This is a genomic window from Actinomadura hibisca NBRC 15177, from assembly GCF_001552635.1.
GTDB classification, from domain to species: domain Bacteria; phylum Actinomycetota; class Actinomycetes; order Streptosporangiales; family Streptosporangiaceae; genus Spirillospora; species Spirillospora hibisca.
This window is the reverse complement of the sequence record NZ_BCRO01000049.1, coordinates 1-25,071: the sequence shown is the minus strand read 5'-3', so window position 1 is coordinate 25,071 and position 25,071 is coordinate 1. Positions and strand designations below refer to the sequence as shown.

Genomic DNA, 25,071 nt, shown 5'->3' with positions numbered 1-25,071 from the left:
GCGAATGCCCCCCGTGCCCGCCCGGTCCCGGCCCGCCGTGACGGCGGGCCGGGACCGGCCGCGCCTACTTGTTCCTCGGCCGGACGGTCCGGCGGGTCAGCCGCCGCGCCGCCAGGTCCTCGCACAGCCGCTCGTACGCCGCGGCCACGTCGTCCCACACGTACTGCTCGGCGGCCCGCTTGCGCGCCGCCTCGCCCCGGTCGGCGGCGGCGCTCGGGTCGGCCTCGGCCGCCTCGACCTCGGCCGCCAGCGAGGCCGCGTCATGGAAGAAGCGGCCCGCCTCCGCGCCCAGCACCTCGCGGTTGAAGTTCACGTCGTAGGCCACCACCGAGGCCCCCGCGCCCATCGCGCGCAGCAGCGACGGGTTGGTGCCGCCCACCGAGTGCCCGTGCAGGTAGGTGAGCGCTCCGGCGTACAGGGCGTCCAGCAGGTCCTGGTCCCACACGCCGCCGAGGAAGGTGATGCGCGGGTCGTCCCCGGCCAGCGCCTTCAGCCGGGCGGTGTACTCGTCGGCGTAGGGCGCCGACCCGACCACCACCAGCGGCTTGGTCGCGCTACTGCGGCGGTAGCCCTCCACGGCCAGGTGCACGTGGTTCTCCGGCTCGAACCGCGCCACCACCAGGTGGTACCCGCCGGGCGTGTACCCGGCCTCGGCCAGCTTGGCGGTGTCGGTCTCGGCGAGGATCGGCGCGCCGTAGGCGATGAACACCGACTCCGCGCCGAACCGTTCGCGGTAGTAGTCCTGGATGCCGCGCGCGTCGGCGATCAGCGCGTCCGACCAGCGCACCGCCAGCGCCTCGGCCGCGCGGTAGTAGCGCTGGCCGGTGCCGCTCCACTTGGTGCGCTTCCACTCCAGGCCGTCCACGTGCGTGGCGACGGGGATGCGCAGCGTGCGCAGCACCGGCAGGAGCGGGGCGTTGGCGGCGTTGAACACCAGCGCGACGTCGGCGCCGTCGCGGCCGATCTTCTCCCGGAAGGCGTGCAGCACGGAGAACCCGGTGTGGCTGAGGGTCTCGGCGACCTTCTTCTCGATCGCGGGCAGGTGGACCAGCCGCATCCCGAGGTACTCGCCGTCGGCGTGCTTGTCGCCCCGGCAGTACACGGTGACCTCGTGCCCGGCGGCCACCAGGCGCTTGCCGATCTCCTCCACCGCCGTTTCGAAGCCGCCGTAACGCGCCGGGACGCCGCGAGTCCCTACCATGGCGATGCGCACCGATGTCCCCCAGATCCTTCACGAACCCTCGACTGATGATTGGCACAGATTATGCGCTGTGCCGACGACCGTCCCGCAGGTAAACCGGAGTTAATCTGAGTCTTACGGGAGACTGGTGGCCGGAGGGGTCCGGCACGCCAGAAGGAGGGGATGTGGGCGAAGCTCGCCGGAGGTCCGTCGTGGTGCTGGCGCACCCGTCGCCCGACCTCTACGGCTCGGACCGGATGCTCGTGGAGTCGGTCCGCGCCCTGACGCCGGACCACCGGGTGCTGGTGACGCTACCGGCCGACGGGCCGCTGTCGCAGGCGCTCCGGGCGGCCGGGGCCGAGATCGTCGTCCTGCCCGTCCCGGTGCTGCGCAAGGCGTACATGTCCCCGCTGGGGCTGGTGCGGCTGGCGCTGGCCGCCGCGCGGACGCTGCCCGCCGCCGTGCGCCTGCTGCGCCGCGAACGCGCCGCCGCCCTGTACGTCAACACCGTCACGATCCCGCTGTGGCTGGTGGCCGGCGCGCTCGCCCGGGTGCCCTCGCTCTGCCACGTGCACGAGGCCGAGGACGGCGTGCCCGGCCCGGTCCGCGCGGCGCTGTCGGCCCCGCTGCGGCTGGCCCGCACGGTCGTGGTCAACAGCCGGGCCAGCGCCGCCGCCCTCGGCCCGGCCGGGCGGCGCGCACAGATCATCTACAACGGCGTCGAGGACCCCGGCGTGGCCACCGAGCCGCGCGCGGTGCTCACCGGCCCGGCGCGGATCGTGCTGGTCGGGCGGCTGTCGCCGCGCAAGGGCTCCGACGTCGCCGTCCGCGCCGTGCGGCTGCTGCGCGAGCGCGGCCATGACGTCGCGCTCACCCTGGTCGGCGACATCTTCCCCGGCTACGAGTGGTTCGAGGAGGAGCTGCGGACCCTGGCCGCCGGAGATCCGGGCGTGGTGCTGGCCGGGTTCCGGTCCTCGGTCGCCGAGAGCTTCGCCGAGGCCGACATCGCGATCGTCCCCTCCCGGGTGGAGCCGTTCGGTAACGTCGCGGTGGAGGCGATGCTGGCCGGCCGCCCGGTGGTGGCCAGCGCCACCCAGGGCCTGGTCGAGATCGTCTCCGACGGCGACAACGGCGTGCTGGTCGCCCCCGACGACCCCGCCGCGCTGGCCGACGGCGTCGCCCGCCTCCTGGCCGACTGGGACGGCGCGCTCGCGACGGCCAAGCGCGCCCGCGCCGACGCCGCCCGCCGCTTCGGCAAGGACCGCTACCACCGCGAGCTGCACGACGCGATCACGAACCTGACCGACCGCACGAGGACGCAGAGCACCTGATGACAGCACAGACCCCCGCCCCGGCGACTCCGGAGATCAGTCTCGTGGAGGCCGTATGGCGCTTCCGGCTGATGTCGTTCCTCATCGTGCTGGCCTCGGTGCTGGCGTCGGTCGCGGCGACCCAGCTGCTGTTCAGCAGCGTCCAGGCCACCGCCCGGTTCGCCGTCACCGACCCCACCAACAACAACAACGTGCTGCGCATGGGCGTGGTGTCGGGTCCGGGCTACGCGACCTACACCGCCCAGCGCGCCGCGTTCGCGGGCTCGGCGCCGGTGCTGGCCCGCGCCGCCGAGATCGTCAAGAGCAAGCGCGGCCCGAAGATGACCGGCGAGCAGCTGCGCGGCCGGGTCAAGACCTCCAGCAAGCCCGACGGCGGCGTGGTGATCGTGAACGCCACCGGCGCCAGCATGCCGGAGGCCGCGACCATCGCCAACGCGGTGGTGCAGGCCTACCAGGACGTCACCGTCTCCACCAACATCGCCCGGCTGGACGGCCAGCTCAAGGCGTTGCAGACCGCCCAGAAGAAGATCACCGACGACCTCGCCGGCACCCAGTCGGGCACCAACGCCTACCGGCTGATGGTCAACAACCTCAAGAAGCTCCAGGTGGAGGAGAGCGGGCTGCTGTCGGCGCGCGCCAAGACCAACGACGGCGTGCAGTTCGTGGACACCGCCGACACCGGCGCCGCCACCGGCAGCAAGCTGCCGCAGAACGCGGTGATCGGCCTGGCCCTCGGCCTGATCCTGGCCTGCGTGGTGTCGTTCCTGCGGGCGGCGTCCAGGCCGTCCGGCGGCCGCCCGGCGCCGGCCGCGGCCCCGGTGCCCGCCACCCCGGCCGCGCCCGCGCCGATCCTGGACGGCACGGCCTTCGAGCCGCAGGCCATCGCCCCGCCGGCGCGCCAGGACCGGTCCGCGCGGCCCGCGCCGCTCGACCCGGGGATGGAGCGCGTGATGGAGCGGGCGGGCGGCCTCTACTCGTCCAAGTACCCGGAGGCCGACCCCGGGACGCCGCGCCGCAACGGGGCCAGCAACGGTACCGGCAACGGCGCCACCAACGGGGCCGCCAACGGCAAGAGGTCGCGCAGCAACGGCGGGCACGTCAAGAAGGACACCCCCGCCAAGTCGGCCCCGGCCAAGCCCGCCGACGACCCGACCCGCACCGCCGAGGACGTCACCTCGAAGATCGCCGGAGAGGCGGCCGAGAACTCCGGCAAGAGCGCGGGCAAGGGAAAAGGGGACTCGTCCCTGATGCGCTACGACCTGGACACGTGAGCCCCGCCCGCGGCCCCCTCGCGCGCAAGGCGGGCAAGCTGCTGTCGTCGGCCGGCGGCGCGGTCACCGTCCAGTTCGTCACCGCGGGCGGCAGCCTGCTGGTGCAGGCGCTGGCCGCGCGGTCGCTGGGCGCGGCCGGGTACGGCGCGTACGCGCTGTTCGTCGCCGTCCTGGTCATGATCACCGCGGTGCAGACCTCGTGGGTGGGCGACACCCTGACCGTCTTCGACCGGTTCGAGCCGCGGGTGCGCGGCGCGCTGGTCTGGTCGGTGCTCGGCAGCGTCTCGCTCGGCGCGCTGGTCGGCGCGGTGGTGTCGGTGGCGATGGGCCTGGCCGGAGCCGCGGGCACCGCGCTGTTCGCGCTGCTGGTGGCGCTGTGGCTGACCAACGAGACCGGCCGCCGCGTCTTCACCGCCCGCATGGAGTTCTGGCGGCTGACCCTCAACGACGCCTGCTACCTGGTGGTGACGCTGGCGGCGCTGGGCGGGCTGCTGGTGGCGGGCCGCTCCGCGTCGGTGGAGCTGCTGCTGGCCGCGATGTGCGCGGGCTGCGCCGCCTCGATCGTGCTGGCCCGGTTCCGGCTGCCCGCCGAGGAGTACGCCCTCGCGCCGCTGCGCGGCACCGCGCTGCGGGAGGTCGCCGCGTTCGCGTGGTGGCGGTCGATCCAGGCCGGCATCCGGCCGACCGCGCTGCTGCTGGCCCGGGTGATGATCGCCGCGTTCGCGTCCACCGCCGCGCTGGCGGGGGTGGAGGCGGCCCGGCTGCTGCTGGCCCCGGCGCTGACGTTCGTGAACGGGGCGGGCTGGTTCCTGCTCGGCGACTTCGCCAAGGCCGAGCGGGAGGGGCGGCCGATGCGGGCCCGGCAGGCGGTCCGCGCGTGCGGGCTGATGTCGGGGATCGCGCTGGTGCTCAGCCTGGGCGGCGTCCTGCTGGTCGACTGGCTGGGCCCGCTGGTCACCGGCGGGTCGTTCGCGGTGGACGAGGTCGCGCTCGCCGGGTGGGGGATCTACGCGGTGTGCTTCGCGTGCACGTTGCCGCTGGCCAGCCTGGCGACGGCCCGCAAGCGGTCCCGGACGGTCTTCGCGATCCGGGGCGTGGAGAGCCTCACCGGGCTGGCCGTCCTGGCGGGCCTGCTGCTGGCCGACCCGGGCCACGCCGCGTACGCGCCGTACTGCCTGGGCGCGGGCGGCCTGGTGTCGGCGGCGATGTTGTGGCGGATGCTCCGCAAGGGCGACCCGCCCCGGCAGGCCCCGGTCGCCGCCGCGGAACCGCTGGTCCCTCAGACGCGCTGATCGACCCGCTCGTCCGCGCCGCCTGTGTCGTCCGCCAGGACGGTCGCGGACGGGCGCGGGGCCCGGTTGCGCTGCACCAGCCACACCGCCGTCGCGGCCGCCAGCATCGCGACCAGGATCCACGCCAGCGCGGTCAGCGGCACGCCGAACATCTTCAGCGCCGACGCCACCAGAACGAACGCCAGCGCGCGGCGGATCAGCCCGCCCGGCGCGCGCGAGGAGATCCGCGAGCCCAGGTAGACGCCCGGGACCGAGCCCACCAGCAGCGCGGCGGTGACCTCCATCCGGAAGTCGCCGAACAGCAGGTGGCCGAGCGCGGCGGCGAACACCAGCGGCACGGCCTGGAGCAGGTCGGTCCCCACCAGCTGGTTGGCCTTCAGCGCCGGGTAGAGGGCCAGCAGCGCCACGATGATCAGCGAGCCGGAGCCGACCGAGGTGATGCCCACCACCAGGCCGCCGACCGCGCCGACCAGCACCGTCGGCAGCGGCCGGACGGTGATCTCCGGGGCCTCGGCGCCGTCGGGCGCGTCCCCGCCTGCGCGGCGGGCGAGCAGTCCCCGCACCACCAGCCCGGCGGCCGCGACGAGCAGGGCCGTGCCCATGGCGATCTCGATGACGCGCTGCACGCCCTCGCCGTCGCCCAGCGCGCGGGCGACCAGCACCCCGCTGAACGCGGCGGGCACCGAGCCGACGCACAACCAGGCCACCAGCCGCATGTTGATGGTGCCCTGGCGGTAGTGGACCGCGCTGCCCACCGGCTTCATCACCGCCGCCGCGACCAGGTCGCTGGAGACCGCCGCGAGCGGGCTGACGCCGAAGAAGGTGACCAGCATGGGCGTCATGAGCGCGCCGCCGCCCATGCCCGTCAGGCCCACGACGACGGCGACCAGGAACGAGCCCAGCGCCATCGTCCAATCGAAGTCCATCGCTATGACCTACCGGCTATATAGGAAAAACCGAGTACCAGGGTAAGGGCCATCCCTTATCCGCGGTACCCCTGGGGCCGGAGGGGGACGGTCGCCCCGGAGTTACTCGGCGCGCACCCAGCCGCCGGACACCAGCAGGTCCAGCACCTTCGCCACCGCCTCCTCGGGGGAGACCTGCGAGGTGTCCAGGACCAGGTCGGCGTCCTCGGGCTCCTCGTAGGGGTCGGAGACGCCGGTGAACTCCGGGATCAGCCCCGCGCGCGCCTTGGCGTACAGGCCCTTGCGGTCGCGCCGCTCGCACTCCTCCAGCGGCGTCGCGACGTGGACCAGCACGAAGTCGCCCGCCGCCTCCACCATCCGCCGCACCTCGGCGCGGGTCGCCGCGTACGGCGCGATCGGCGCGCAGATCGCCGCGCCGCCGTGCCGGGTCACCTCGGCGGCGACGTAGCCGATGCGCCGGATGTTCAGGTCGCGGTCGGAGCGGGAGAAGGTCAGCCCGGCCGACAGCAGCCGCCGCACCACGTCGCCGTCCAGCAGCGTGACGTCGCGGCCGCCGCGCTCCACCAGCGCGTCGGCGAGGCCGCGCGCCACGGTGGACTTGCCCGAGCCCGACAGGCCGGTGAAGAAGACGGTGAGGCCGCGCGAGGACTTGGGCGGGCGGGCCACGGCCAGCTCGGCGGCCACGGCGGGCGGGGTGAACCAGTCGGGCACCGGCTCGCCCCGGTCCAGCAGCTCGCCCAGGCGCTCGGGCGTCAGCTCGGCCTGCACGTGGTCGGGGTCGATGCGCGCGACGGGCCGCCACACCTCGATGTCGGCGTCGTAGGCCCACGGCTCGGGCACCACCACCGGGACGGCCGTCCCCTCCGCCTCGGCCTCGGCCAGCAGGTGGGTCGCGCCGTAGGCGGCGGCCACGTGCGAACGCAACAGCACGTCGCGCGGGCCGTCCAGGTCGCGCGGCGGCAGCGGCACGGGGACGATCCGCGCGCCCTCCGGCAGCTCCTTGCGCACCGCCAGCAGCGCGCGCACCAGCGACTCGTCGTGCCCGCCGCCCAGCAGCGGCAGCACCAGCACGCGCGCGCCGAGCCGCTCGGCGACCTGGCGGAGCTGGCCGAGCTGCTTGCGGTGCAGCGGCTCGCGGGTGGCGACCGCGAGCGTCGGGCCCTCGGCGGGCTCGATCTCGTCGGGACGGCGGCGCAGCCGGTGGAACGGTCCGTGCGCCGGGGCGCGCAGCGGCTCCAGCGTCCCCGCCAGCCGCCAGCCCTGGGTGGTGGGGTCCTGCCACGCCTCGCCGACGGCGAGCACGGCCAGCGGCACGCCCTCGGGGTCCTGGAGGACCAGCCGCTCGTGCGCGGTCAGCTCCTTGGGGACCGCGAGGGTGACCGGCACCGGCCAGGGGGTGCCGTCCGCCAGCCGGCCGCCCGCGATGACCATGGCGGTGTCGAACGAGCCGAGGAACCCGGCCAGCGGCCGGTAGACCCCGGCCAGCAGCAGTTCCAGGTCGGCCAGCTCGACCCCGTCGGGGGTCCAGGTGGGCAGGTCGCGCAGCGTGTCGGGAAGGCCGGCTTCGGCGGTCACCGCGGTCTCCGATCCCGCCCGGTTCGGATGGCCGGGCTGATCCAGGTCAGTAGGGTTTTCCGCAGAAAAATACCGAGGTCCCCGGGGTGGCCGCACCTCGCCCGGGGCACTCCGGCGTGGACGGATGTGGTCACCGGCACGGCGGGCCGCCTCAGATGACCCGGGCGAAGCGGTTCTCCGGCTTGCGGATCACCAGCGAGACCTCGCTGTGCTCGGCGGTGAGCCGGCCCCGGCTGAGCGCCGCGACCGCCTCGCACACCCGGCCCGCCAGGCCGGAACCGGCCCCCTGTGCCTCCAGGCAGCGGCGCGAGGCGTACTCCTCGGCGATCACCAGGCCGCGCATCACGCAGTACCAGCGCATGCCCTGCCGGGAGGCGACCGGGTCGTAGACGGCGGCGGGCGGCGGCAGCGGCGCGGGCGCCGGCTTCGGCGGCGGGCCGCCCGCCGGGGGGCCGGGCCGCCGCGGGCCGCCCGGCTCGTCCCACAACGTCTCGCGCAACCACGGCGGCAGCGTGCGGTCCAGGAACCCGAAGGCCGTGTTGCGGTCACGCAGGGTGATCATGAGCAGGCCGCCGGGCTTGAGCGCGGCCACCATGCGGTCCAGCACCAGCTCGGCGTGCGGCACCCGCTCGATCACGTACGGCGCGTACACCACGTCGTAGGCGCGCGGCGGCATCGGCACGGTGCGCAGGTCGCCCAGGTGCCAGGTGGCCAGGTCGGCGCGCCGCCGGGTGTGGGCGCGCAGCGCGGGGGACTCGACGTCGACCCCGATGACCTGGTGCGCGAGGTCGCCGAGGTCGAGACCGGAGCCCCAGCCGCACCCGGCCTCCAGGATGCTGATCCGCTCCGGTAGCGGCCGGTCCTGGGCGTACTGGCGGGCGCGTTCGGAGAACAGTTCGCCGTGGCTGACCGGCGAGGTGCGCAGTTCGGTCACAAACTCGCAGCGTAACCGGACCGCTGCGGACTGTCCGCTATTTGCTCATTGTTGGTGGTGGCCGTGTCGCCCTGAGTGATCAATGGGACCGCGCGGAAGTCGCCGCGAGCATCCCCAACTGTGGCAATGCGTAAGCAAAGAACTGCTAACGTACCTTTGATCCGCGACTGAACCACCGGTGACACAAGCGCGCGAGGGGGACGCATGGACGGGTTGGTCGGCTATGCGCCCGGGGTCTTCGACCTCTTCCATATCGGGCATCTGGACGTGCTGGACCGGGCCGAGATGGCCTGCGACCGCCTGGTGGTCGGCGTGCTGGGCGACGGGGCCGCCGAGCGGCTGACCGGCGCCCGGCCGATCGTGCCGCTGATCGAGCGCATGGAGATCGTCGCCGCCGTGCGGGGCGTCGCCGAGGTCGTCGCCGTCGAGGAGCTGGACCTGCGCGCCGCGCACGCCGAGCTGGGGTTCTCGGTGGTCTTCACCGGCTGCCCCGACGCCCCCTCCGGCGCCGCCGCCGAGCAGGCCCTGACCGGCACCGGCGTGCGCGTCGTCGCCTTCACCGGGGTCGCCGAGACCGCCGGTCCCGTGCTGCGCGCCGCGCTGGCCGGATTCGAGCCCGAGGAGTCGGTGGCGTGAACGTCCCGGACCGCACGTTCGGCGCCGCTTTGGCCCGCCTGGCGTCGGCGCAGAAGACCACCAAGGGCGCGCCCGCCTACTCGCGCTTCGTCAACCGCAAGCTGGGTCGGCTGCTGGCGGCGGCGTCGTACGTCGTCGGCCTGACGCCCAACCAGGTCACCGGCATCAGCGCCGCCTTCACCTTCACCGGCGTCGCGCTGATCGCGCTGGTGCAGCCCGCCGCCTGGCTCGGCGTCGCGGTGTGCCTGGCGCTGGTGGTCGGCTACGCCTTCGACGCGGCCGACGGGCAGCTCGCCCGGCTGCGCGGCGGCGGCTCCAAGGCCGGCGAGTTCCTGGACCACATGGTCGACAGCCTCAAGATCTCCGCGCTGCACGGCGCGGTGCTGGTCTCCTGGTACCGGTTCTTCGACCTGGACCGGGCGGCCTGGCTGCTGGTGCCGCTGGGCTTCACGGTGGTCGCCGCGGTGATGTTCTTCGGGATGATCCTCAAGGACCTGCTGGCCCGCGCGCACCGCGCGGCGACCGGCGCGCCCGCCCCGGCGGCCGGGGCCCCGTCCACGCTGCGCTCGCTGCTGGTGATCCCCACCGACTACGGGGTCCTGTGCGTGGCGTTCCTGCTGCTGGGCTTCCCGGCGGTGTTCCTGCCGGTCTACACGCTGATCTTCGCGGGGAACCTGCTGTTCCTGCTGGCCGCCGCGGTCAAGTGGTTCCGCGAGGTCGCCGCGCTGGACGCCCCCGCGGCCCCGGCCCACGGGCAGGCCGCCGGGCAGACCCACGGCCAGGCCCCCGGGCAGGCCCCGGGGCCGCAGGCCCGGCCCGTCCCCGACCTCGGGCCGCGCCGATGAGGGCGCGCCGCGACCCGGCCCGCACCGGCGTGGTCGGCTACGTGCCGGGCGCCTACGACATGTTCCACATCGGGCACCTGAACATCCTGCGGCGGGCCCGCCAGGGTTGCGACCACCTGATCGCCGGCGTGGTCACCGACGAGGTGCTGAAGGTGGCCAAGGGGCGGGGCCCGATCGTCCCGCACGCCGAGCGCATGGCCATCGTCGGCGGGATGAGCTGCGTGGACGAGGTCGTCACCGACGTGTCCAGCGACAAGCTGGTGATGTGGGAGCGGCTGGGCTTCGACGTGCTGTTCAAGGGCGACGACTGGAAGGGCACCGAGAAGGGCGACCGGCTGGAGCGCGACCTCGGCGGGGTCGGCGTCCGGGTCGTCTACTTCCCCTACACGGTGCACACCTCCAGCACCGCGCTGCGCCAGCTCATCAGCGCGCCGCGCAGCTGACCCCGCCGCGCGGCCGCCTGACCGCACGGCGCGGTCACCCGACGCCGCCGCGCGGCCGTCACGGCCCTCGGCTCAGTGCTCGACCTCGGCCAGGTCCAGGTCGCGGGGGGTCAGCCACCACACCACCAGCGCCGTGGCCAGCATCAGCACGCCGCCCGCGACGCTCGTCCACTCCAGCGAGCCGGTGAAGGCGTCCCGGGCCTGCTCGGCGAGGCGCGCGCCGTCGGCGCCCAGGTGCCGGGCGATCTCCATCGCGCCGCCGATCGACTCCTGCGCCTGGTGCGCGGTGGTGCCGGTGACGCCGTCGGCGGCCAGGTCGTCCAGGCTCAGGTGGGTGCGGTAGAACACGGCGGCGATGCTGCCGAGCACCGCGACGCCGAGCGCGCCGCCGATCTCGTAGCTGGTCTCCTCGATGGCGGCGGCGCTGCCGGACTTGGCCGGGGGCGCGCCCGCCATGATGACGGCCGAGGCGATCGCCAGCGAGCCCAGGCCCACGCCGACCAGCGCCAGCGCGACCGCCACGGCGGGGTAGCCCAGCGGCGCCGGCCAGCAGAAGATCACCAGCAGGCCGATGCCGGAGATCGCCAGGCCGCCCGACAGCACGGTGCGGGCGCCGATCCGGCCCGCCAGGGCCGGGGCCAGCGGTGAGGCGATCATCGCGCCGACGGCCTCGGGCAACATCCGCACGCCCGTCTCCAGCGGCGAGTAGCCCTGCACGAGCTGCATCCACTGGGCGAGCAGCAGCATGGTGGCGGCCATCGCGATGCTGACGGCGAGGGCGGTGACGGTCCCGGCGGTGAAGGCGCGGTTGCGGAACAGCCCCACCTCCAGCAGCGGGTCGGGCCGGTTCAGGCAGCGCCGGACGAACAACCACAGCGCCACCACCGCGATCACCCCGGAGATCCACGCCTGCGGGTCGCCGAAGCCCTCCTTGCCGAAGTGCTTGATCGAGTAGACCAGCGCGACCATGCCGACGATCGACTGCGCGGTGCCGACCAGGTCCCAGGGGCCGGGCGTGGGGGTGCGCGACTCGGGCAGCAGGAGCAGCCCGGCCACGATCGCCACCACCATCACCGGCACGTTCACCAGGAACGCCGAGTGCCAGCTGAAGCGCTCCAGCAGCGCCCCGCCCAGGATCGGGCCGAGCGCGCCGCCGACCGCCGCCATCGTCGCCCAGACGCCGAGCGCGGTGGCGCGCTCGCGCGGGTCGGTGAACAGGTGCCGGATCATCGACAGCGTGGACGGCATGATCATCGCGCCGCCGACGCCCAGCAGCGCGCGCACCGCGATGACCGCGCCGGGGCTGTCGGCCGCCAGCGCGCCCAGCGAGGCGACGCCGAAGATCGCGAAGCCGGTCAGCAGCAGGCGCTTGCGGCCCCACCGGTCGCCGAGCGCGGCCATCGTGACCAGCAGGCCCGACACCACCAGCGAGTAGATGTCCACCATCCACAGCAGCTGGACCGAGTCGGGCTTGAGGTCGGCCGACAGTTCGGGCAGCGCCACGTTCAGGATGGTCATGTCCATGACGACGAGCAGCAGGCTCGCCGACAGGACCGCCAGCCCCGCCCAGCGGCGCGGGTCCGGCGGCGGCGTCGCGGCCGCGGCCGCCGCCGGCGTCTTGGCGGTCGTCATGAGGTTCCCCCGGGTGCGGACGTCCCGCCGGGGCGCGCCCCGGCGCCCGACAGGAAGGTGGTGATCAGCAGGTTCTCGATGTCGCGCCGCGCCACGTCGCCGCGGCGCAGGCTCTCCCGCACCGCGATCATGAAGCCGTAGACGGCGTTGCTCACCCAGCGCGCGGGCAGGTCGTCGCGCAGCACCCCGGCCGCCTGGCAGGCGGCGTAGAAGGCGATCTCGCGCTCTTCCAGGCGTTCCCCCCAGGAGACCAGGTCAGGCAGGTCGGTGAGGAAATGCTCGGTCAGGGCGAAGCCGTACTCGTCGGCGTCGGTGACGTAGGCGGCCAGCAGCGCGCGCAATGCCGCCGTCAGCCGGGCCGGGTCGCCGGACGCGGCGGCGGCGTCGATCCCGGCGGCGTCCTGCGACTGCTCCCAGCGCGCGGTGGCGCGCTCGCCCAGCACCCGCAGCAGCGCCTCGCGGGAGGCGTAGTGCCGGTGCAGGGTGGCGCGGCTGATGCCGATGGCCTCGGCGATCTCGGCCATGGAGGCGGTCGGCTTCTCGTTGAGCTGCCGGGTCGCCGCGCCGAGGATCTCCTCCTCGTTCCGCATCTGCGCCATCCCCGTCCTGTTTGAGACATCGATGTCTCACATGCTACACGTGTGTTGCGACGGTGCGGGCGTCCCGTGTGGTCCACCTCGCCCGCGCGGAGGGTGGTCGGGCGCGTAGGCTGGACGGTGATGCCGGGGTCGGAGCGATTCCCGGGTTTTCGGGCTGCCCCGCATCGGGCGAGGGCGGCGGCGCGGAGGTGCCAGGCGGTTCGCCGGTCCCTCCCGGGGCGGATGAGTAGCGGGCGAAGATGACGCTTTCTGGACTTGTTGATCTGGCGTGCACCGACGAGAGGCTGGCCGGTGCCGTCGCGCAGGCGCGCGTGGACACCGACGTGGTCGCGCCGCCGTCGATGTGGCCGATCCTGAGCGCGGCCCTGGCGCGCGCGGTCGCCGCCGGGGGCGGGGGCGGCGAGGGCGCGGGCGTCGTGCTGGCGGTCACCGCGACCGGCCGCGAGGCCGAGGACCTGACCGCCGCGCTGAGCAGCCTGCTCGACCCCGACCGCGTCGCGCACTTCCCGGCGTGGGAGACGTTGCCGCACGAGAAGTTGTCGCCGCGCTCGGACACCGTGGGCCAGCGCCTGGCGGTGCTGCGCCGCCTGGTGCACCCGGACGCCGGGGACGGGGCCGGAGGCCGCCTGAACGTGGTCGTCACGCCGGTCCGCGCCGTGCTCCAGCCGATCGTGTCCGGGCTGGCCGACCTGGAGCCGGTCCGGCTGCGCGGCGGCGACGAGGCGGACCTCGACGACGCCGTCCGCCGCCTGGTGGACGCCGGTTACCACCGCGTCGACCTGGTGGAGAAGCGCGGCGAGATCGCCGTGCGCGGCGGCATCCTCGACGTCTTCCCGCCCACCGAGGAGCACCCGCTGCGGGTGGAGTTCTGGGGCGACACCGTCGAGGAGATCCGCTACTTCAAGGCCGCCGACCAGCGCTCGCTGGAGGTCGCGCCCGACGGCCTGTGGGCCCCGCCCTGCCGCGAGCTGCCGCTGACCGACGAGGTCCGCGAGCGCGCCCGGCTGCTGGCCGAGCAGCACCCGGCCCTGGAGGAGATCCTCGGCCGCATCGCCGACGGCGACACCGTGGAGGGCATGGAGGCGTTCTCGCCCGTGCTCGCCGAGCGCATGGAGCTGCTCACCGACCTGCTGCCCGACGGCTCGGCGCTGCTGGTGTGCGAGCCCGAGCGCATCCGCACCCGCGCCGTCGAGCTGGTGCGCACCAGCCAGGAGTTCCTGGAGGCGAGCTGGGTCAACGCCGCCGCCGGGGGAGAGGCCCCGATCGACCTCGGCGCGGCCGCGTTCCGCTCCCTGGAGGAGGTGCGCGAGCACAACGCCGAGATCGGCCTGCCCCGCTGGACGGTCACCGCGCTGAACGCCGGACCCGAGGACGCGGGCGCGTCCCCGCTCGGCGAGGGCCGCAACTCCCTCGACCTGGACGTGCGCCCCGCCGAGGCGTACCGGGGCGACACCGCCCGCGTCGTCGGCGACCTCAAGCGCTGGATCGACGGCGGCTGGCACGTGGTGCTGGTCACCGCCGGGCCCGGCCCCGCCGAGCGCCTGGTGCAGCTGGTCGGCGAGGAGGGCCTGGGGGCCCGGCTCACCGACCTGCCCGGCCTGCCCGCGCCGTCGCTGGTCAACGTGGCCACCGGCCTGCTGGAGAACGGCTTCACCTGGGAGGCCGTCAAGCTCGCCGTCCTCACCGAGACCGACCTGTCGGGCCAGAAGACCTCCACCAAGGACATGCGCCGCATGCCCTCGCGGCGGCGCGGCGGCGTCGACCCGCTCCGGCTGCACGCGGGCGACTACGTGGTGCACGAGCAGCACGGCGTCGGCCGGTACGTGGAGCTGGTCAGCCGCAACGTGCAGGGCGCGACGCGCGAGTACCTGATCCTGGAGTACGCCAAGGGCGACAAGCTGTTCGTCCCCACCGACCAGCTGGAGGAGCTGACCCGCTACGTCGGCGGCGAGGCCCCCTCGCTGCACCGGCTGGGCGGCGCCGACTGGCAGAAGGCCAAGAGCAAGGCGCGCAAGGCCGTCAAGCAGATCGCCGGGGAGCTGATCCGGCTCTACTCGGCGCGCATGGCGAGCCCCGGGCACGCGTTCGCGCCCGACACGCCCTGGCAGCGCGAGCTGGAGGACGCCTTCCCCTACGTGGAGACCCCCGACCAGCTCGCCGCCATCGACGAGGTCAAGGGCGACATGGAGAAGCCGGTCCCGATGGACCGGCTGATCTGCGGCGACGTCGGCTACGGCAAGACCGAGATCGCGGTGCGCGCGGCGTTCAAGGCGGTGCAGGACGGCCGCCAGGTCGCGGTGCTGGTGCCGACGACGCTGCTGGTGCAGCAGCACCTGTCCACCTTCGCCGAGCGGTTCAGCGCGTTCCCGGTGACGGTCAAGCCGATCAGCCGGTTCCAGAGCGAGGCCGAGATCGAGGAGACGATGCGGGGCCTCGCCGAGGGCAGCGTGGACGTGGTGGTCGGCACGCATCGCATCCTGTCGTCCAAGACCCGCTTCAAGGACCTCGGCCTGGTCATCATCGACGAGGAGCAGCGCTTCGGCGTCGAGCACAAGGAGGAGCTGAAGCGGCTGCGCACCCAGGTGGACGTGCTGGCGATGTCGGCCACGCCGATCCCGCGCACCCTGGAGATGGGCCTGACCGGCATCCGCGAGATGTCCACGATCCTCACCCCGCCGGAGGAGCGGCACCCGGTGCTGACCTTCGTCGGCCCCTACGAGGAGAAGCAGATCGCCGCCGCGATCCGCCGCGAGCTGCTGCGCGAGGGCCAGGTGTTCTTCGTGCACAACCGCGTCCGCTCGATCGACAAGGCCGCCGCCACGCTGGCCCGCCTGGTCCCCGAGGCGCGCATCGCCGTCGCGCACGGCCAGATGAACGAGCAGCAGCTCGAAAAGGTCATGGTGGACTTCTGGGAGAAGAACTACGACGTCCTGGTCGCCACCACGATCGTGGAGTCGGGCCTGGACGTGCCCAACGCCAACACCCTGATCGTGGACCGCGCCGACATGTACGGCCTGTCGCAGCTCCACCAGCTGCGCGGCCGCGTCGGACGAGGCCGCGAGCGCGCCTACGCCTACTTCCTGTACCCGCCCGAGGTGCCGCTCACCGAGACCGCGCACGAGCGGCTGACGACGCTGGCCCAGCACACCGAGGTCGGCGCGGGCATGTACGTGGCGATGAAGGACCTGGAGATCCGCGGCGCGGGCAACATCCTGGGCGCCGAGCAGTCCGGGCACGTGGCGGGCGTCGGCTTCGACCTGTACGTGCGCATGGTCGGCGAGGCCGTCCGCGACCTCAAGGAGGGGGGCGGCGGCGCGGCCGAGACCATGGCCGACACCAAGGTCGAGCTGCCGGTCGAGGCGCACCTGCCGCACGAGTACGTGCCCGGCGAGCGGTTGCGGCTGGACGCCTACCGCCGCATCGCCGCGATCACCGCCGAGGACGAGATCGCCGCCGTGCACGAGGAGCTGAAGGACCGCTTCGGCCCGCTGCCGGTCCCGGTGCTGAACCTGCTGGAGGTGGCCCGGTTCCGCACCAGGGCGCGCCGGGCGGGGCTCACCGACGTCGGGTTGCAGGGCAACTTCGTCAAGTTCGCGCCCGTGGACCTGCCCGAGTCGCGGCAGGTGCGGCTCCAGCGGCTCTACCCCAAGAGCGTCCTGAAGCCCGCCACCAGCACGCTGCTGGTGCCGGTGCCGAAGACCGCGCCCCTCGGCGGACGGCCGCTGCGCGACCAAGAGCTGCTCAAGTGGGCCACAGACCTGGTCGAAGCCCTGTTCCTCGAACCGGCCCGCGCCTAGGATTCCCGCGAATGATCATTCCTGACACCGAACGCTTCGACGGGGAGACGTTGTGCGCGTGAAGATCCTCGCGACCGTGGCGGCGGCCGCGGCCGCCCTGACCGCCTGCGGCGGCGCGGCCCAGCCCGGCGCGGCCGCCCTCATCGGCGACGACCGCATCAGCGTCTCCAGCCTGAACACGGCGGTGACCGACTGGGAGAAGGAGTTCCGGGCCGACCCGGTCGCCAACCAGATGCGCGACGGCGCGGGCCCCGAGCAGGGCGACCAGTCCGAGTCGGACGTGCGCAACGCGCTGGCCGCGCTGGTCAACTTCCGCATCGCCGACGAGGCCGCCAAGGACGCGGGCGTCAGCGTCACCGGCGGCCAGACCGACCAGGTCATGAGCGTGCTGAACCAGCAGGGCGGCGCGCCCTCGCACACCCTGGCGAGCGGGCTGCCCAAGCGCTACACCCAGGACTTCGCCCGCTACCTGGCGACGCGCGAGCTGATCCTGCGCAGGCTCGGCGCGGGCGACGCCCCCGCCGACGCGCAGCCCGACGCGCAGGCGACCGCGCAGGTCCGCGAGCGCTGGAACACGCTGCTGGTGCGGACCGCCACCCGCATGAAGATCAAGATCAATCCGCGGTACGGCTCGTTCGACCCGAACCAGGTCGAGATCGCGCCGGTGAAGTACCACCTGTCCAACACCGAATCGGGTATCCGCTGACCATGGCCTCGCCGTCCCTGACCCTGCTCGCGACCACGCACCGGGTGGCCCCCGGTCTGCTGTCCTGGCCCGCGTGGGAGGCGCTGCGCTCGTCGGCGCGCGTGCTCGTCCGCAACGACCACCCGCTGCTGCCGGGCCTGGTGGACGCGGGCGTGCACGCCGAGCAGGTCACCGACCCCGACCCGCGCGCCCTGGTGGAGTCCGCCCGGCGGCACCCCACGTTGTGGATCGCCGACCCGGACGGCGACGAGCGCCTCATGCGCGAGATCGGGCAGCTCGTGGTCGCCGACCCGCTGGACGTGGAGGTCCTGCACGGCTCCTACGACCTGCCCGGCGCGCGGCTGCTCGACCTCGTCCACGTCATGGACACGCTGCGCCGCGAGTGCCCCTGGGACGCCAAGCAGACCCACGAGTCGCTGGTGAAGTACCTGCTGGAGGAGTCCTACGAGGTCGCCGACACCGTCGAGGAGGGCGACTACGGCGCGCTGCGCGAGGAGCTGGGCGACGTCCTGATGCAGGTCGCCTTCCACGCGGTCGTCGCCGCCGAGCGCACCGACGAGACCGCCTTCACCATCGACGACGTCGCCGCCGGGATCGTCGACAAGCTCGTGCGCCGCCACCCGCACGTGTTCGCCGACGTCACCGTGTCGGGGGCCGACGAGGTCAACGCCAACTGGGAGCAGATCAAGGCCGCCGAGCGCTCGGCCAAGAGCGGTGCCGCCGCGTCGGAGTTCGACGGCGTCCCGATGGGCCAGCCGTCGTTGTCGCTGGCCGCCCAGCTCCAGCGCCGCGCCGCCCGCCTGGACGCCCCGGCCGACCTCGACCCGGCGGGAGAGGACTTCGGTTCGCGGCTGTTCGCCCTGGTACGGGAGGCGCAGGCGGCGGGAGTTGACGCCGAGGCGGAGTTGCGCGCGGTTTCCCGGGTATTCCGCGATCGTGTCCGCGCGTGGGAGCAGCAGCAGACGTCCTAGAGCAGTCAAGATCCCCGATGGGGTGGTCGGGCGGAGTGTCCCCCTTTACGCTGAACGCGTGCTAGGTGGGGTTCGAGGACGCGATGGGACCGGTGGTGGCGGGCGGGCGAGCCGTCGCCGGGGCGGACGCGGTGCGGCCCTGACCACCGCCGAACGGTTGCGGGCGGTGCGCGGCCTGGCCGGGCTCGGCGCGCTGTCGGGCGTGCTGGTGGCGCTGATGGTGCTGCCGTTCGCCGGGTCGGCCGGGGTCGCCACGCGCGACGCGGCGACCTGGTTCGACGAGGAGCCCGCCGACCTCCGGACCAGCGGCGTGCCGCTGCGCACCCGCATCCTGGCGGCCGACGGGTCGCTGCTGGCGACGTTCTTCTACGAGAACCGCGTGGACGTCCGCCTCGACCAGATCGCGCCCATCGCGCGCAAGGCCGTCCTCGCCATCGAGGACAGCCGCTTCTACGAGCACGGCGCGCTGGACGCCAAGGGCACCGCGCGGGCGCTGGCCAGCAACCTGGGCGCGGGCGAGGTCACCCAGGGCGGGTCGGGCATCACCCAGCAGTACGTGAAGAACCTGCTGCTCACCCAGGCCGACAACGACGCCGAACGCCAGGCCGCCCGCGCCCTCACCCCGGCCCGAAAGCTCCGCGAGCTGAAGTACGCGGTGGCGATGGAGCGGCAGTTCTCCAAGGACGAGATCCTGCGCCGCTACCTCAACATCGCCTACTACGGCGCGGGCGCGTACGGCATCGAGGCCGCCGCCCGCCGCTACTTCTCCAAGCCCGCCGCCAAGCTCACCCTCACCGAGTCGGCGCTGCTGGCGGGCGTGGTCCGCTACCCCTACGCCTACGACCCCACCCAGCATCCCGGCCAGGCCCGTGAGCGCCGCGACGTCGTGCTGGCGCGGATGGCGGAGCTGGGCCAGATCACCCAGGCCGACGCCGCCCGCGCCAAGGCCCAGCCGCTCGGCCTGAAACTCCAGTCGGTGCGCAGCGGGTGCGTCTCCAGCAAGGCCCCGTTCTTCTGCGACTACGTGCACCGGGAGATCCTCACCAACCCGGTGTTCGGCAAGACCCCCAAGGCCCGCGAGAAGTTGCTCAAGCAGGGCGGCCTCACCATCCGCACCACGCTGGACTGGAAGACCCAGCGCGCCGCGCAGCGCGCGGTGGACCGGCACGTCCCGCGCAAGAACTCGGCGGGCAAGGCCGCCGCGCAGGCACTGGTGCAGCCGGGCACCGGGCAGATCAAGGGCATGGCGGTCGACCGCGCGCTCGGCCCCAACAAGGAGCGCGGCAAGACCTGGATCAACTTCGCGGCCGACGCCAGCCACGGGTCCAGCATCGGGATGCAGGCCGGGTCCACCTTCAAGGCGTTCACGCTGGCGGCGGCGCTGGAGCAGGACCAGCCGTTCGGGTCGCGGCTGATGGCCGCCGACCGCTACACGCCCGTCGGGTTCCGCGACTGCAAGGGGCGGCGCGTCGGCGACCCCGGCGCGTCGCTGCGCAACTCCGCCGACGGCGAGGGCGGCCGGACGTTCAGCCTAGTCACCGGCACCCACCACTCGGTCAACACCTACTTCCTGGCGCTGGAGAAGCAGGTCGGGTTGTGCGAGACGGCGCGGATGGCCGAGCGGCTCGGCATGAAGCAGGCCAACGGCAAGCCGATGCAGCAGTACCCGTCGTTCACCCTCGGCTTCAACCCGGTGTCGCCGCTGCGCCTCGCCGCCGCCTACGCCGCCTTCGGCGCGCGCGGCCGCTACTGCAAGCCGGTCGCCATCAACCAGATCACCGACGCGGCCGGGAAGAACCTCAAGATCCCGTCGGCGGACTGCCGCCAGGTGATCGGCAAGGGCGTGGCCGACGCCGTCAACCACGTGTTGCGCGGCGTGCTGACCCAGGGCACCGCGCGCGGGATGGGCATCGGCCGGCCCGCCGCCGGCAAGACCGGCACCGTGGACAACTTCTCGGCGGCCTGGTTCGCCGGGTACACCCCCGATCTGGCGTCGGCGGTGTGGGTGGGCGACCCGCGCGGCGGCTACCGGTACCCGATGACCTCGCTGTGCATGGACGGCCAGTGCTACGGCACGGTGTTCGGCGCGACGATCCCGGCCCCGATCTGGCAGGACACGATGGCGGCGGCGCTGGCGGGACGGGCCGCGACGCCGTTCGTGCGGCCGCCGGGGCACTACTTCAGCCGGGGCTCGGGCGAGGACCCGCCCAAGCGGCCCAAGGACAAGAAGGAGCGCAAGAAGCGCGACAAGCGGGATAAGAAGGACAAGCGCGGTGACGGCACGTTGAGGCCCGACAAGCCGAAGAAGCCGGACCGGCCGGGCCGGGACCGCTGAGCGGTGGTCCCGGTCGCGTCGGCCGGGATCGCTGGGCTTGCCCGTCAGAGCAGCCCGCCAGACCGGCCCGTCAGACCGGCCCGCCAAGCCGGCCCGTCAGAGGTCGTAGTCGTCCATCCGGCGCTCGCGGCGCGGCAGCTCGTGCATCGCGTCGGCCTCGGCGGGACGGTCGTCCTGCGGCCGGTCGTCGGGCGCCGGATCGCCCCGGCGGGCCGTCTCGCGCTCGTACTCGGAGATCTCCAGCGGGCCCTCCTCGGGCTCCCCGATCACCATGTCGTCCGGCGGGTCCTCGACGTAGCGCTCGGTCTCGGCGATGGCGAACTCCTGCTCGTCGTCGCCCATCTGGTCCTGGAGCGCCTGGGCCTCGTCCTGCGGCGTGCGTTCGGTCATGTCGTCGTCCCCCTTCCGGGGTGGTCCTTTCCGCCCAAAGCGCCGGTTAAGCCCGACAAGCCCCGATGACCTGGTCATTTGTGTGACACGAAAGGCGATCGGGTAGATCGACTTTTGGATGGAAGTCGTCGCTGGTGAATCGGGGGACTCACGATGCGAGCCGTTGCCGTTGCCGAGTTCGGAGCCACGCCGGTGCTCACCGACCTGCCCAGGCCCGATCCGGGGCCGGGCGAGGTCCTGGTGAAGCTGGTCGCCGCCGGGCTCAACCCGATCGACTGGAAGGTCGCCGACGGCCTCCTCAAGGACGCCGTCGAGCACTCCTTCCCGCTGATCCTGGGCAGCGACGGCGCGGGCGTGGTCGAGGCGGTCGGCGCGGACGTGACCGCGTTCCGGCCCGGCGACCAGGTCTACGGGAGCTTCCAGGACGTGTCGCGCGGCCTGGGCAGCTACGCCGAGTTCGCCGTCGCGCCCGCCGACGGCACGCTGGCCGCCATGCCCGAGGGGATGATCTACTCCCAGGCCGCCGCGGTGCCGACCGCGTCGATGACCGCCTGGAACGCGGTCCGGATCGCCGGCGCCGACGAGGGGCGGACGCTGCTGATCCTCGGCGCGACCGGCGGCGTGGGGCAGTCGGCGGTGCAGCTCGGCGCGCGGAACGGCGCCCGCGTCATCGCCACCGCCCGGCCCGACACGACCGAGGAGATGCGGAAGCTGGGCGCGTCCGAGACCGTGGACTACACCGGCGGCGGGCTCGGCGAGCGGGTGCGAGCGCTGGTCCCCGACGGCCTGGACGCGGTGCTCGACCTGGTCGGGAGCAAGGCCCAGCTGGACGAGATCGTGCCGCTGATGCGGCCCGGCGGGACCATCGTCTCCACGGCGCACGCGCTCAACACCGACGCGCTGGAGGCCCAGGAGCTCCGCGGCGTCAACATGCAGAACGAGGCGAGCGGCGACCTGCTGCGCACCCTGGCGGACCTGATCGACGCGGGCGAGCTCACGATCCGCATCGACGAGGAGGTCTCCCTGCGGGACGCGCCCGCGGCGCTGGCCCGCAACAAGGCCGGGGGCGCGCGGGGCAAGACCGTCATCCGCCTCTGACGGCCCGCCGCGATGACCGAGCGCTCCCACGCCCCGCGCGTGGTGCCGGAGGGGCTGCGCGCCTTCTTGGCCACCGAGACCGGCAGCACCAGCGTGCTGCTGGTCGCGACGCTGGCCGGGCTGGTGTGGGCCAACTCGCCCTGGGGTGACACCTACGACACCTTCTGGCACACGACGCTGGCGGTGGAGTTCGGGGCGCGCTCGTTCGACCTGGACCTCGAACACTGGGTGAACGACGGCCTGATGGCGCTGTTCTTCTTCGTCGTCGGGCTGGAGATCTGGCGCGAGATCAAGGTGGGGCAGCTGCGCGACCGGCGGCTGGTGGCGGTGCCGCTCGTGGCGGCGCTGGGCGGCATGGCGCTGCCCGCGCTGATCTACTACGTCATCAACGCGGGCGGTCCGGGCGCGAGCGGCTGGGGCATCCCGATGGCGAGCGACACCGCGTTCGTGCTGGGCCTGCTGGCGGTGCTGGGGGCGCGCTGCCCGGCGCCGCTGCGGGTGTTCCTGCTGACGCTGGCGGTGGCCGACGACGTCGGCGCGATCCTGGTCGTGGCCGTCTTCTACACCGAGAAGCTGAACTGGACGGCGCTGCTGATCGCGCTGCTGCTGATCGCCCTGATCGTGGCGATGCGCTGGATCAGGTTGTGGCGCGGCCCGGCGTACGTCGTGCTGGGCTTCGGCCTGTGGGTGGCGACGGTGGAGAGCGGCATCCACCCGACCCTGGCCGGACTGCTGCTGGGCATCACGGTGGCGGTCTACGCGCCCAAGGACCGCCAGTTGCTGGAGGCGGGCGAGGCGGTGCAGGCGCTCACCCGGGACCCGACGCCCGAGCAGGCGCGGGAGGTGCAGCGCAGCGTGCAGCAGGCGGTGTCGGTCAACGACCGGCTGCAACTGCTGCTGCATCCGTGGACGAGCTACGTGATCGTGCCGGTCTTCGCGGTGGCCAACGCGGGCGTGCAACTGGACGGCGCGACGTTGCGCGCGGCGGCGTCGTCGCCGGTCACGCACGGCGTGGTGCTGGGCCTGGTGGTGGGCAAGTTCGTCGGCATCACGGCCGGGACGTGGCTGCCGCTGCGGCTCAAGTGGGGCGAGCTGCCGGGCAACCTCCAGTGGGGGCAGGTGCTGGGCGGCGCGGCGACGTCGGGGATCGGGTTCACGGTGTCGCTGTTCATCACCGGCCTGGCGTTCCGCGACGACCCGGCGCTGCAGAGCCAGGCCAAGATCGGCATCCTGACGGGCTCGACGGTGTCGGCGCTGCTGGGCTGGCTGATCTTCCGGCTGGCGTGGAACAAAGGCGGGGCGTGCGCGCCGCCGGACGCGGAACGGAGCGACTCGCCGCCCGAACCGATGCCGCCGATCACGGCCGCCGACCACACGCGCGGCCCGGCGGACGCGCCGGTGACGCTGGTGGAGTACGGGGACTACGAGTGCCCGTACTGCGGCCAGGCGGAGGAGATCCTGCACGAACTGCGGAGCCGGTACGGCGACCGGCTGCGCGTGGTGTTCCGGCACTTCCCGCTGCGCGAGATACACCCGCACGCGTTCCCGGCGGCGCTGGTGGCGGAGGACGCGGCGGACGCGGGCAAGTTCTGGGAGATGCACGAGGTGCTGTTCGCGAACCAGCTCGCACTGACGGATGCGGACCTGACGCGGTACGCGGAGGAGATGGGGGTGCGGCCGTGGGGGGACGTGCCGGGGCATCTGGCGAGGGTGGATGGGGTGCGGGATGGCGGCGCACGGGCGGGAGTGGAAGGGACGCCGACGTTCTTCGTGAACGGGGTGCTGCATGAGGGCTCGTATGACGTGGAGTCGCTGGGCGAGGCGGTGGAGGCGGCGCTGAGAGCCGCGCCCGAACCCCACCCGGGGAACGACGGATTCAGCGGACAGTGCGAGATCAGGAGGAACGAATGAACGACCCGACCGGAGATGTGAACCAGACGCCCGAGGACAAGCGGGGGCGCATCCGTGAGATCGACGACGCGTTGCGGATGTTGCGCGGCGAGCTGGGCGAGCCGAACGACGACCCGCAGGACTTCGGGGACGCGGGCCAGGCGTTGCAGGCCCGCGCGGACCGCGACGCGCAGATCGAGACGCTGGAGAACGAACGCGAGCGCCTCCAGCAGGAGCTGGGGGAGTAGGGGAACAAAGGCGGACCCCCTCTGGTTTAACGTTCAACCACACCGGACCGAGGGAGGCGCCCCATGAACACCTACGACGAGTTCCAGCGCGCCCAGATGTTCTTCGACGCCAAGGACTACATCTCCGCCGCGCGCATCCTGGCCCCCATCAACGAGGCCGACCCGTCCAACCGCGCCACCCTCGAACTGCTGGCCCGCGCGTACTTCCACAGCGCCCAGCTGGGCCGCGCGGAGCAGTCGCTGCGCAGCCTGGTGGAGCTGGACCCGGGCAACGGCTGGGCCTACGAGGCGCTGGCGCGCACGCTGGAGCGGCGCAACCGGGGTGCTGGGGCGGCGACGTTCCGGAAGATGGCGGAGGCGATGGGGGTCGGCCGGGCGGAGGAGATAGAGGTGTCGGTGACGGCCGGAAACCTGGCTGACTGAACGGTTTTGTGACGGCCCCGCACCGTGTCTGGTGCGGGGCCGTCTGGCGTTAAGAGTCAGGCGGGGGCGGAAATCCTGCCCAACCTGCCTAACTCTCCGCTGCACGTCTGTGCCGTGCCGCTCCCGCGCTCTGCGCCCAAACAACTACCCCAACCCCGCGCCCCACGCGTGACCAGCGACCCCGGTTTCGCGTCCTGGACGTGCCCAACAATCCCAACCCCGCGCTCCGCGCTAAAGGCGCGCTCCGCGTCAAAGGCGCGCTCCGCGTCAAAGGCGCGCTCCGCGTCAAAGGCGCGCTCCGCGTCAAAGGCGCGCTCCGCGTCAAAGGCGCGCTCCGCGCCAAGGGCACGCTCCGCGTTTGGCGCTCCGCGCAACTACCTCAGCCCGCGCTGCGCGCGTGCCCAACGACGCCAGCCCCGTGCCCTGCACCCGACCAACAACCCCAGCCCGCGCCCCGCGCGTGACCAAGAACCTCAGCCCCGTGCCCCGCACCCGACCAACGACCTCAGCTCCGCGCCCGAACCTGACCAGCTACCCCAGCTACCGGGG

At 73.4% G+C, this 25,071-nt stretch carries 21 protein-coding genes; 14 read left to right on the top strand and 7 right to left on the bottom strand.

The window, feature by feature from the left end:
• Window positions 1–64 precede the first annotated feature (64 nt).
• A complete protein-coding gene (locus AH6_RS23520; protein WP_067483537.1) occupies window positions 65–1,201 on the bottom strand; it encodes a DUF1972 domain-containing protein in 1,137 nt (378 codons plus the stop codon).
• A gap of 164 nt (window positions 1,202–1,365) precedes the next feature.
• On the opposite strand from AH6_RS23520, the gene AH6_RS23515 reads away from it, so the two are divergent.
• From AH6_RS23515 to AH6_RS23505, 3 genes are read left to right on the top strand one after another with little or no spacing between them, the layout of a single operon-like run.
• Complete coding sequence (locus AH6_RS23515; protein WP_245679437.1) at window positions 1,366–2,511, top strand: glycosyltransferase family 4 protein; 1,146 nt, start codon at window positions 1,366–1,368, stop codon at window positions 2,509–2,511.
• Window positions 2,511–3,782 (top strand): GumC domain-containing protein, encoded by a 1,272-nt coding sequence (locus AH6_RS23510; protein WP_157431654.1) that lies wholly within the window; start codon window positions 2,511–2,513, stop codon window positions 3,780–3,782. The genes AH6_RS23515 and AH6_RS23510 overlap by 1 nt, the downstream gene beginning before the upstream one ends.
• Window positions 3,779–5,074, top strand: a complete 1,296-nt coding sequence (locus AH6_RS23505) for a polysaccharide biosynthesis protein (RefSeq protein ID WP_083983374.1) — start codon at window positions 3,779–3,781, stop codon at window positions 5,072–5,074. The genes AH6_RS23510 and AH6_RS23505 overlap by 4 nt, the downstream gene beginning before the upstream one ends.
• On the opposite strand, the gene AH6_RS23500 is transcribed toward AH6_RS23505, so the two are convergent.
• The 3 genes from AH6_RS23500 to AH6_RS23490 form a co-directional block, all read right to left on the bottom strand.
• Window positions 5,062–6,000, bottom strand: a complete 939-nt coding sequence (locus AH6_RS23500; RefSeq protein WP_067483416.1) for a sulfite exporter TauE/SafE family protein — start codon at window positions 5,998–6,000, stop codon at window positions 5,062–5,064. The two genes, AH6_RS23505 and AH6_RS23500, sit on opposite strands and share 13 nt — an antisense overlap.
• Before the next feature lie 102 nt (window positions 6,001–6,102).
• Window positions 6,103–7,575: an adenylyl-sulfate kinase gene (cysC, locus tag AH6_RS23495; RefSeq protein ID WP_067483414.1), complete on the bottom strand. Its 1,473-nt coding sequence runs from the start codon at window positions 7,573–7,575 to the stop codon at window positions 6,103–6,105.
• Window positions 7,576–7,726: 151 nt separating this feature from the next.
• On the bottom strand, window positions 7,727–8,509 hold the full coding sequence (locus AH6_RS23490; protein WP_067483412.1) for a class I SAM-dependent methyltransferase: 783 nt from the start codon (window positions 8,507–8,509) through the stop codon (window positions 7,727–7,729).
• 204 nt (window positions 8,510–8,713) lie between these two features.
• Here AH6_RS23490 and AH6_RS23485 point away from each other — a divergent pair, with 204 nt between their 5' ends.
• From AH6_RS23485 to AH6_RS23475, 3 genes are read left to right on the top strand one after another with little or no spacing between them, the layout of a single operon-like run.
• Entirely contained in the window at window positions 8,714–9,145 is a 432-nt protein-coding gene (locus AH6_RS23485) for an adenylyltransferase/cytidyltransferase family protein (protein ID WP_067483411.1), read from the top strand.
• Entirely contained in the window at window positions 9,142–9,990 is an 849-nt protein-coding gene (locus tag AH6_RS23480; RefSeq protein WP_083983373.1) for a CDP-alcohol phosphatidyltransferase family protein, read from the top strand. Before AH6_RS23485 ends, AH6_RS23480 begins: the two co-directional genes overlap by 4 nt.
• On the top strand, window positions 9,987–10,433 hold the full coding sequence (locus AH6_RS23475) for an FAD synthase family protein (RefSeq protein ID WP_067483409.1): 447 nt from the start codon (window positions 9,987–9,989) through the stop codon (window positions 10,431–10,433). Before AH6_RS23480 ends, AH6_RS23475 begins: the two co-directional genes overlap by 4 nt.
• Window positions 10,434–10,505: 72 nt before the next feature.
• Here the strand turns inward: AH6_RS23475 and AH6_RS23470 are convergent, their stop codons facing one another.
• Together AH6_RS23470 and AH6_RS23465 are read right to left on the bottom strand one after the other, a co-directional pair.
• Complete coding sequence (locus AH6_RS23470) at window positions 10,506–12,065, bottom strand: MFS transporter (RefSeq protein ID WP_067483407.1); 1,560 nt, start codon at window positions 12,063–12,065, stop codon at window positions 10,506–10,508.
• Window positions 12,062–12,664, bottom strand: coding sequence for a TetR/AcrR family transcriptional regulator (locus AH6_RS23465; protein ID WP_218005914.1), 603 nt, complete (start codon window positions 12,662–12,664; stop codon window positions 12,062–12,064). Before AH6_RS23465 ends, AH6_RS23470 begins: the two co-directional genes overlap by 4 nt.
• A 239-nt stretch (window positions 12,665–12,903) precedes the next feature.
• Here AH6_RS23465 and mfd point away from each other — a divergent pair, with 239 nt between their 5' ends.
• From mfd to AH6_RS23445, 4 genes are read left to right on the top strand one after another with little or no spacing between them, the layout of a single operon-like run.
• On the top strand, window positions 12,904–16,461 hold the full coding sequence (gene mfd, locus AH6_RS23460; protein WP_067483405.1) for a transcription-repair coupling factor: 3,558 nt from the start codon (window positions 12,904–12,906) through the stop codon (window positions 16,459–16,461).
• A gap of 52 nt (window positions 16,462–16,513) precedes the next feature.
• Entirely contained in the window at window positions 16,514–17,167 is a 654-nt protein-coding gene (locus tag AH6_RS23455) for a hypothetical protein (RefSeq protein WP_067483403.1), read from the top strand.
• A 2-nt stretch (window positions 17,168–17,169) separates the two neighbouring features.
• Window positions 17,170–18,138 carry a nucleoside triphosphate pyrophosphohydrolase gene (locus AH6_RS23450; RefSeq protein ID WP_067483401.1) on the top strand — a complete coding sequence of 323 codons (969 nt, stop codon included), beginning with the start codon at window positions 17,170–17,172 and terminating at the stop codon, window positions 18,136–18,138.
• 58 nt (window positions 18,139–18,196) lie between these two features.
• Window positions 18,197–20,473: a transglycosylase domain-containing protein gene (locus tag AH6_RS23445; RefSeq protein WP_245679436.1), complete on the top strand. Its 2,277-nt coding sequence runs from the start codon at window positions 18,197–18,199 to the stop codon at window positions 20,471–20,473.
• A 96-nt stretch (window positions 20,474–20,569) separates the two neighbouring features.
• On the opposite strand, the gene AH6_RS23440 is transcribed toward AH6_RS23445, so the two are convergent.
• Complete coding sequence (locus AH6_RS23440; protein WP_067483399.1) at window positions 20,570–20,863, bottom strand: hypothetical protein; 294 nt, start codon at window positions 20,861–20,863, stop codon at window positions 20,570–20,572.
• A 153-nt stretch (window positions 20,864–21,016) separates the two neighbouring features.
• On the opposite strand from AH6_RS23440, the gene AH6_RS23435 reads away from it, so the two are divergent.
• From AH6_RS23435 to AH6_RS23420, 4 genes are all read left to right on the top strand, one after another.
• Window positions 21,017–21,961 carry an NADP-dependent oxidoreductase gene (locus AH6_RS23435; protein WP_067483397.1) on the top strand — a complete coding sequence of 315 codons (945 nt, stop codon included), beginning with the start codon at window positions 21,017–21,019 and terminating at the stop codon, window positions 21,959–21,961.
• Between the two features lie 12 nt (window positions 21,962–21,973).
• Complete coding sequence (gene nhaA / locus AH6_RS23430; protein WP_067483395.1) at window positions 21,974–23,872, top strand: Na+/H+ antiporter NhaA; 1,899 nt, start codon at window positions 21,974–21,976, stop codon at window positions 23,870–23,872.
• The gene (locus AH6_RS23425) at window positions 23,869–24,099 is read left to right on the top strand and encodes a hypothetical protein (RefSeq protein ID WP_067483393.1); all 231 of its coding nucleotides are present in this window, start codon (window positions 23,869–23,871) and stop codon (window positions 24,097–24,099) included. The genes nhaA and AH6_RS23425 overlap by 4 nt, the downstream gene beginning before the upstream one ends.
• Before the next feature lie 63 nt (window positions 24,100–24,162).
• Window positions 24,163–24,522 (top strand): tetratricopeptide repeat protein, encoded by a 360-nt coding sequence (locus tag AH6_RS23420; RefSeq protein ID WP_067483391.1) that lies wholly within the window; start codon window positions 24,163–24,165, stop codon window positions 24,520–24,522.
• The last annotated feature ends 549 nt before the right edge of the window (window positions 24,523–25,071 follow it).

What these genes read in the sequence shown, in the direction of transcription:
- AH6_RS23500 (WP_067483416.1), bottom strand. Translation starts at nt 6,000, where the DNA reads ATGGACTTCGATTGGACGATGGCGCTGGGCTCGTTCCTGGTCGCCGTC.
- AH6_RS23425 (WP_067483393.1), top strand. Translation starts at nt 23,869, where the DNA reads ATGAACGACCCGACCGGAGATGTGAACCAGACGCCCGAGGACAAGCGG.
- AH6_RS23520 (WP_067483537.1), bottom strand. Translation starts at nt 1,201, where the DNA reads ATGGTAGGGACTCGCGGCGTCCCGGCGCGTTACGGCGGCTTCGAAACG.
- mfd (WP_067483405.1), top strand. Translation starts at nt 12,904, where the DNA reads ATGACGCTTTCTGGACTTGTTGATCTGGCGTGCACCGACGAGAGGCTG.
- AH6_RS23485 (WP_067483411.1), top strand. Translation starts at nt 8,714, where the DNA reads ATGGACGGGTTGGTCGGCTATGCGCCCGGGGTCTTCGACCTCTTCCAT.
- AH6_RS23510 (WP_157431654.1), top strand. Translation starts at nt 2,511, where the DNA reads ATGACAGCACAGACCCCCGCCCCGGCGACTCCGGAGATCAGTCTCGTG.
- nhaA (WP_067483395.1), top strand. Translation starts at nt 21,974, where the DNA reads ATGACCGAGCGCTCCCACGCCCCGCGCGTGGTGCCGGAGGGGCTGCGC.
- AH6_RS23475 (WP_067483409.1), top strand. Translation starts at nt 9,987, where the DNA reads ATGAGGGCGCGCCGCGACCCGGCCCGCACCGGCGTGGTCGGCTACGTG.
- AH6_RS23435 (WP_067483397.1), top strand. Translation starts at nt 21,017, where the DNA reads ATGCGAGCCGTTGCCGTTGCCGAGTTCGGAGCCACGCCGGTGCTCACC.
- AH6_RS23420 (WP_067483391.1), top strand. Translation starts at nt 24,163, where the DNA reads ATGAACACCTACGACGAGTTCCAGCGCGCCCAGATGTTCTTCGACGCC.
- AH6_RS23470 (WP_067483407.1), bottom strand. Translation starts at nt 12,065, where the DNA reads ATGACGACCGCCAAGACGCCGGCGGCGGCCGCGGCCGCGACGCCGCCG.
- AH6_RS23465 (WP_218005914.1), bottom strand. Translation starts at nt 12,664, where the DNA reads ATGGCGCAGATGCGGAACGAGGAGGAGATCCTCGGCGCGGCGACCCGG.
- AH6_RS23450 (WP_067483401.1), top strand. Translation starts at nt 17,170, where the DNA reads ATGGCCTCGCCGTCCCTGACCCTGCTCGCGACCACGCACCGGGTGGCC.
- AH6_RS23440 (WP_067483399.1), bottom strand. Translation starts at nt 20,863, where the DNA reads ATGACCGAACGCACGCCGCAGGACGAGGCCCAGGCGCTCCAGGACCAG.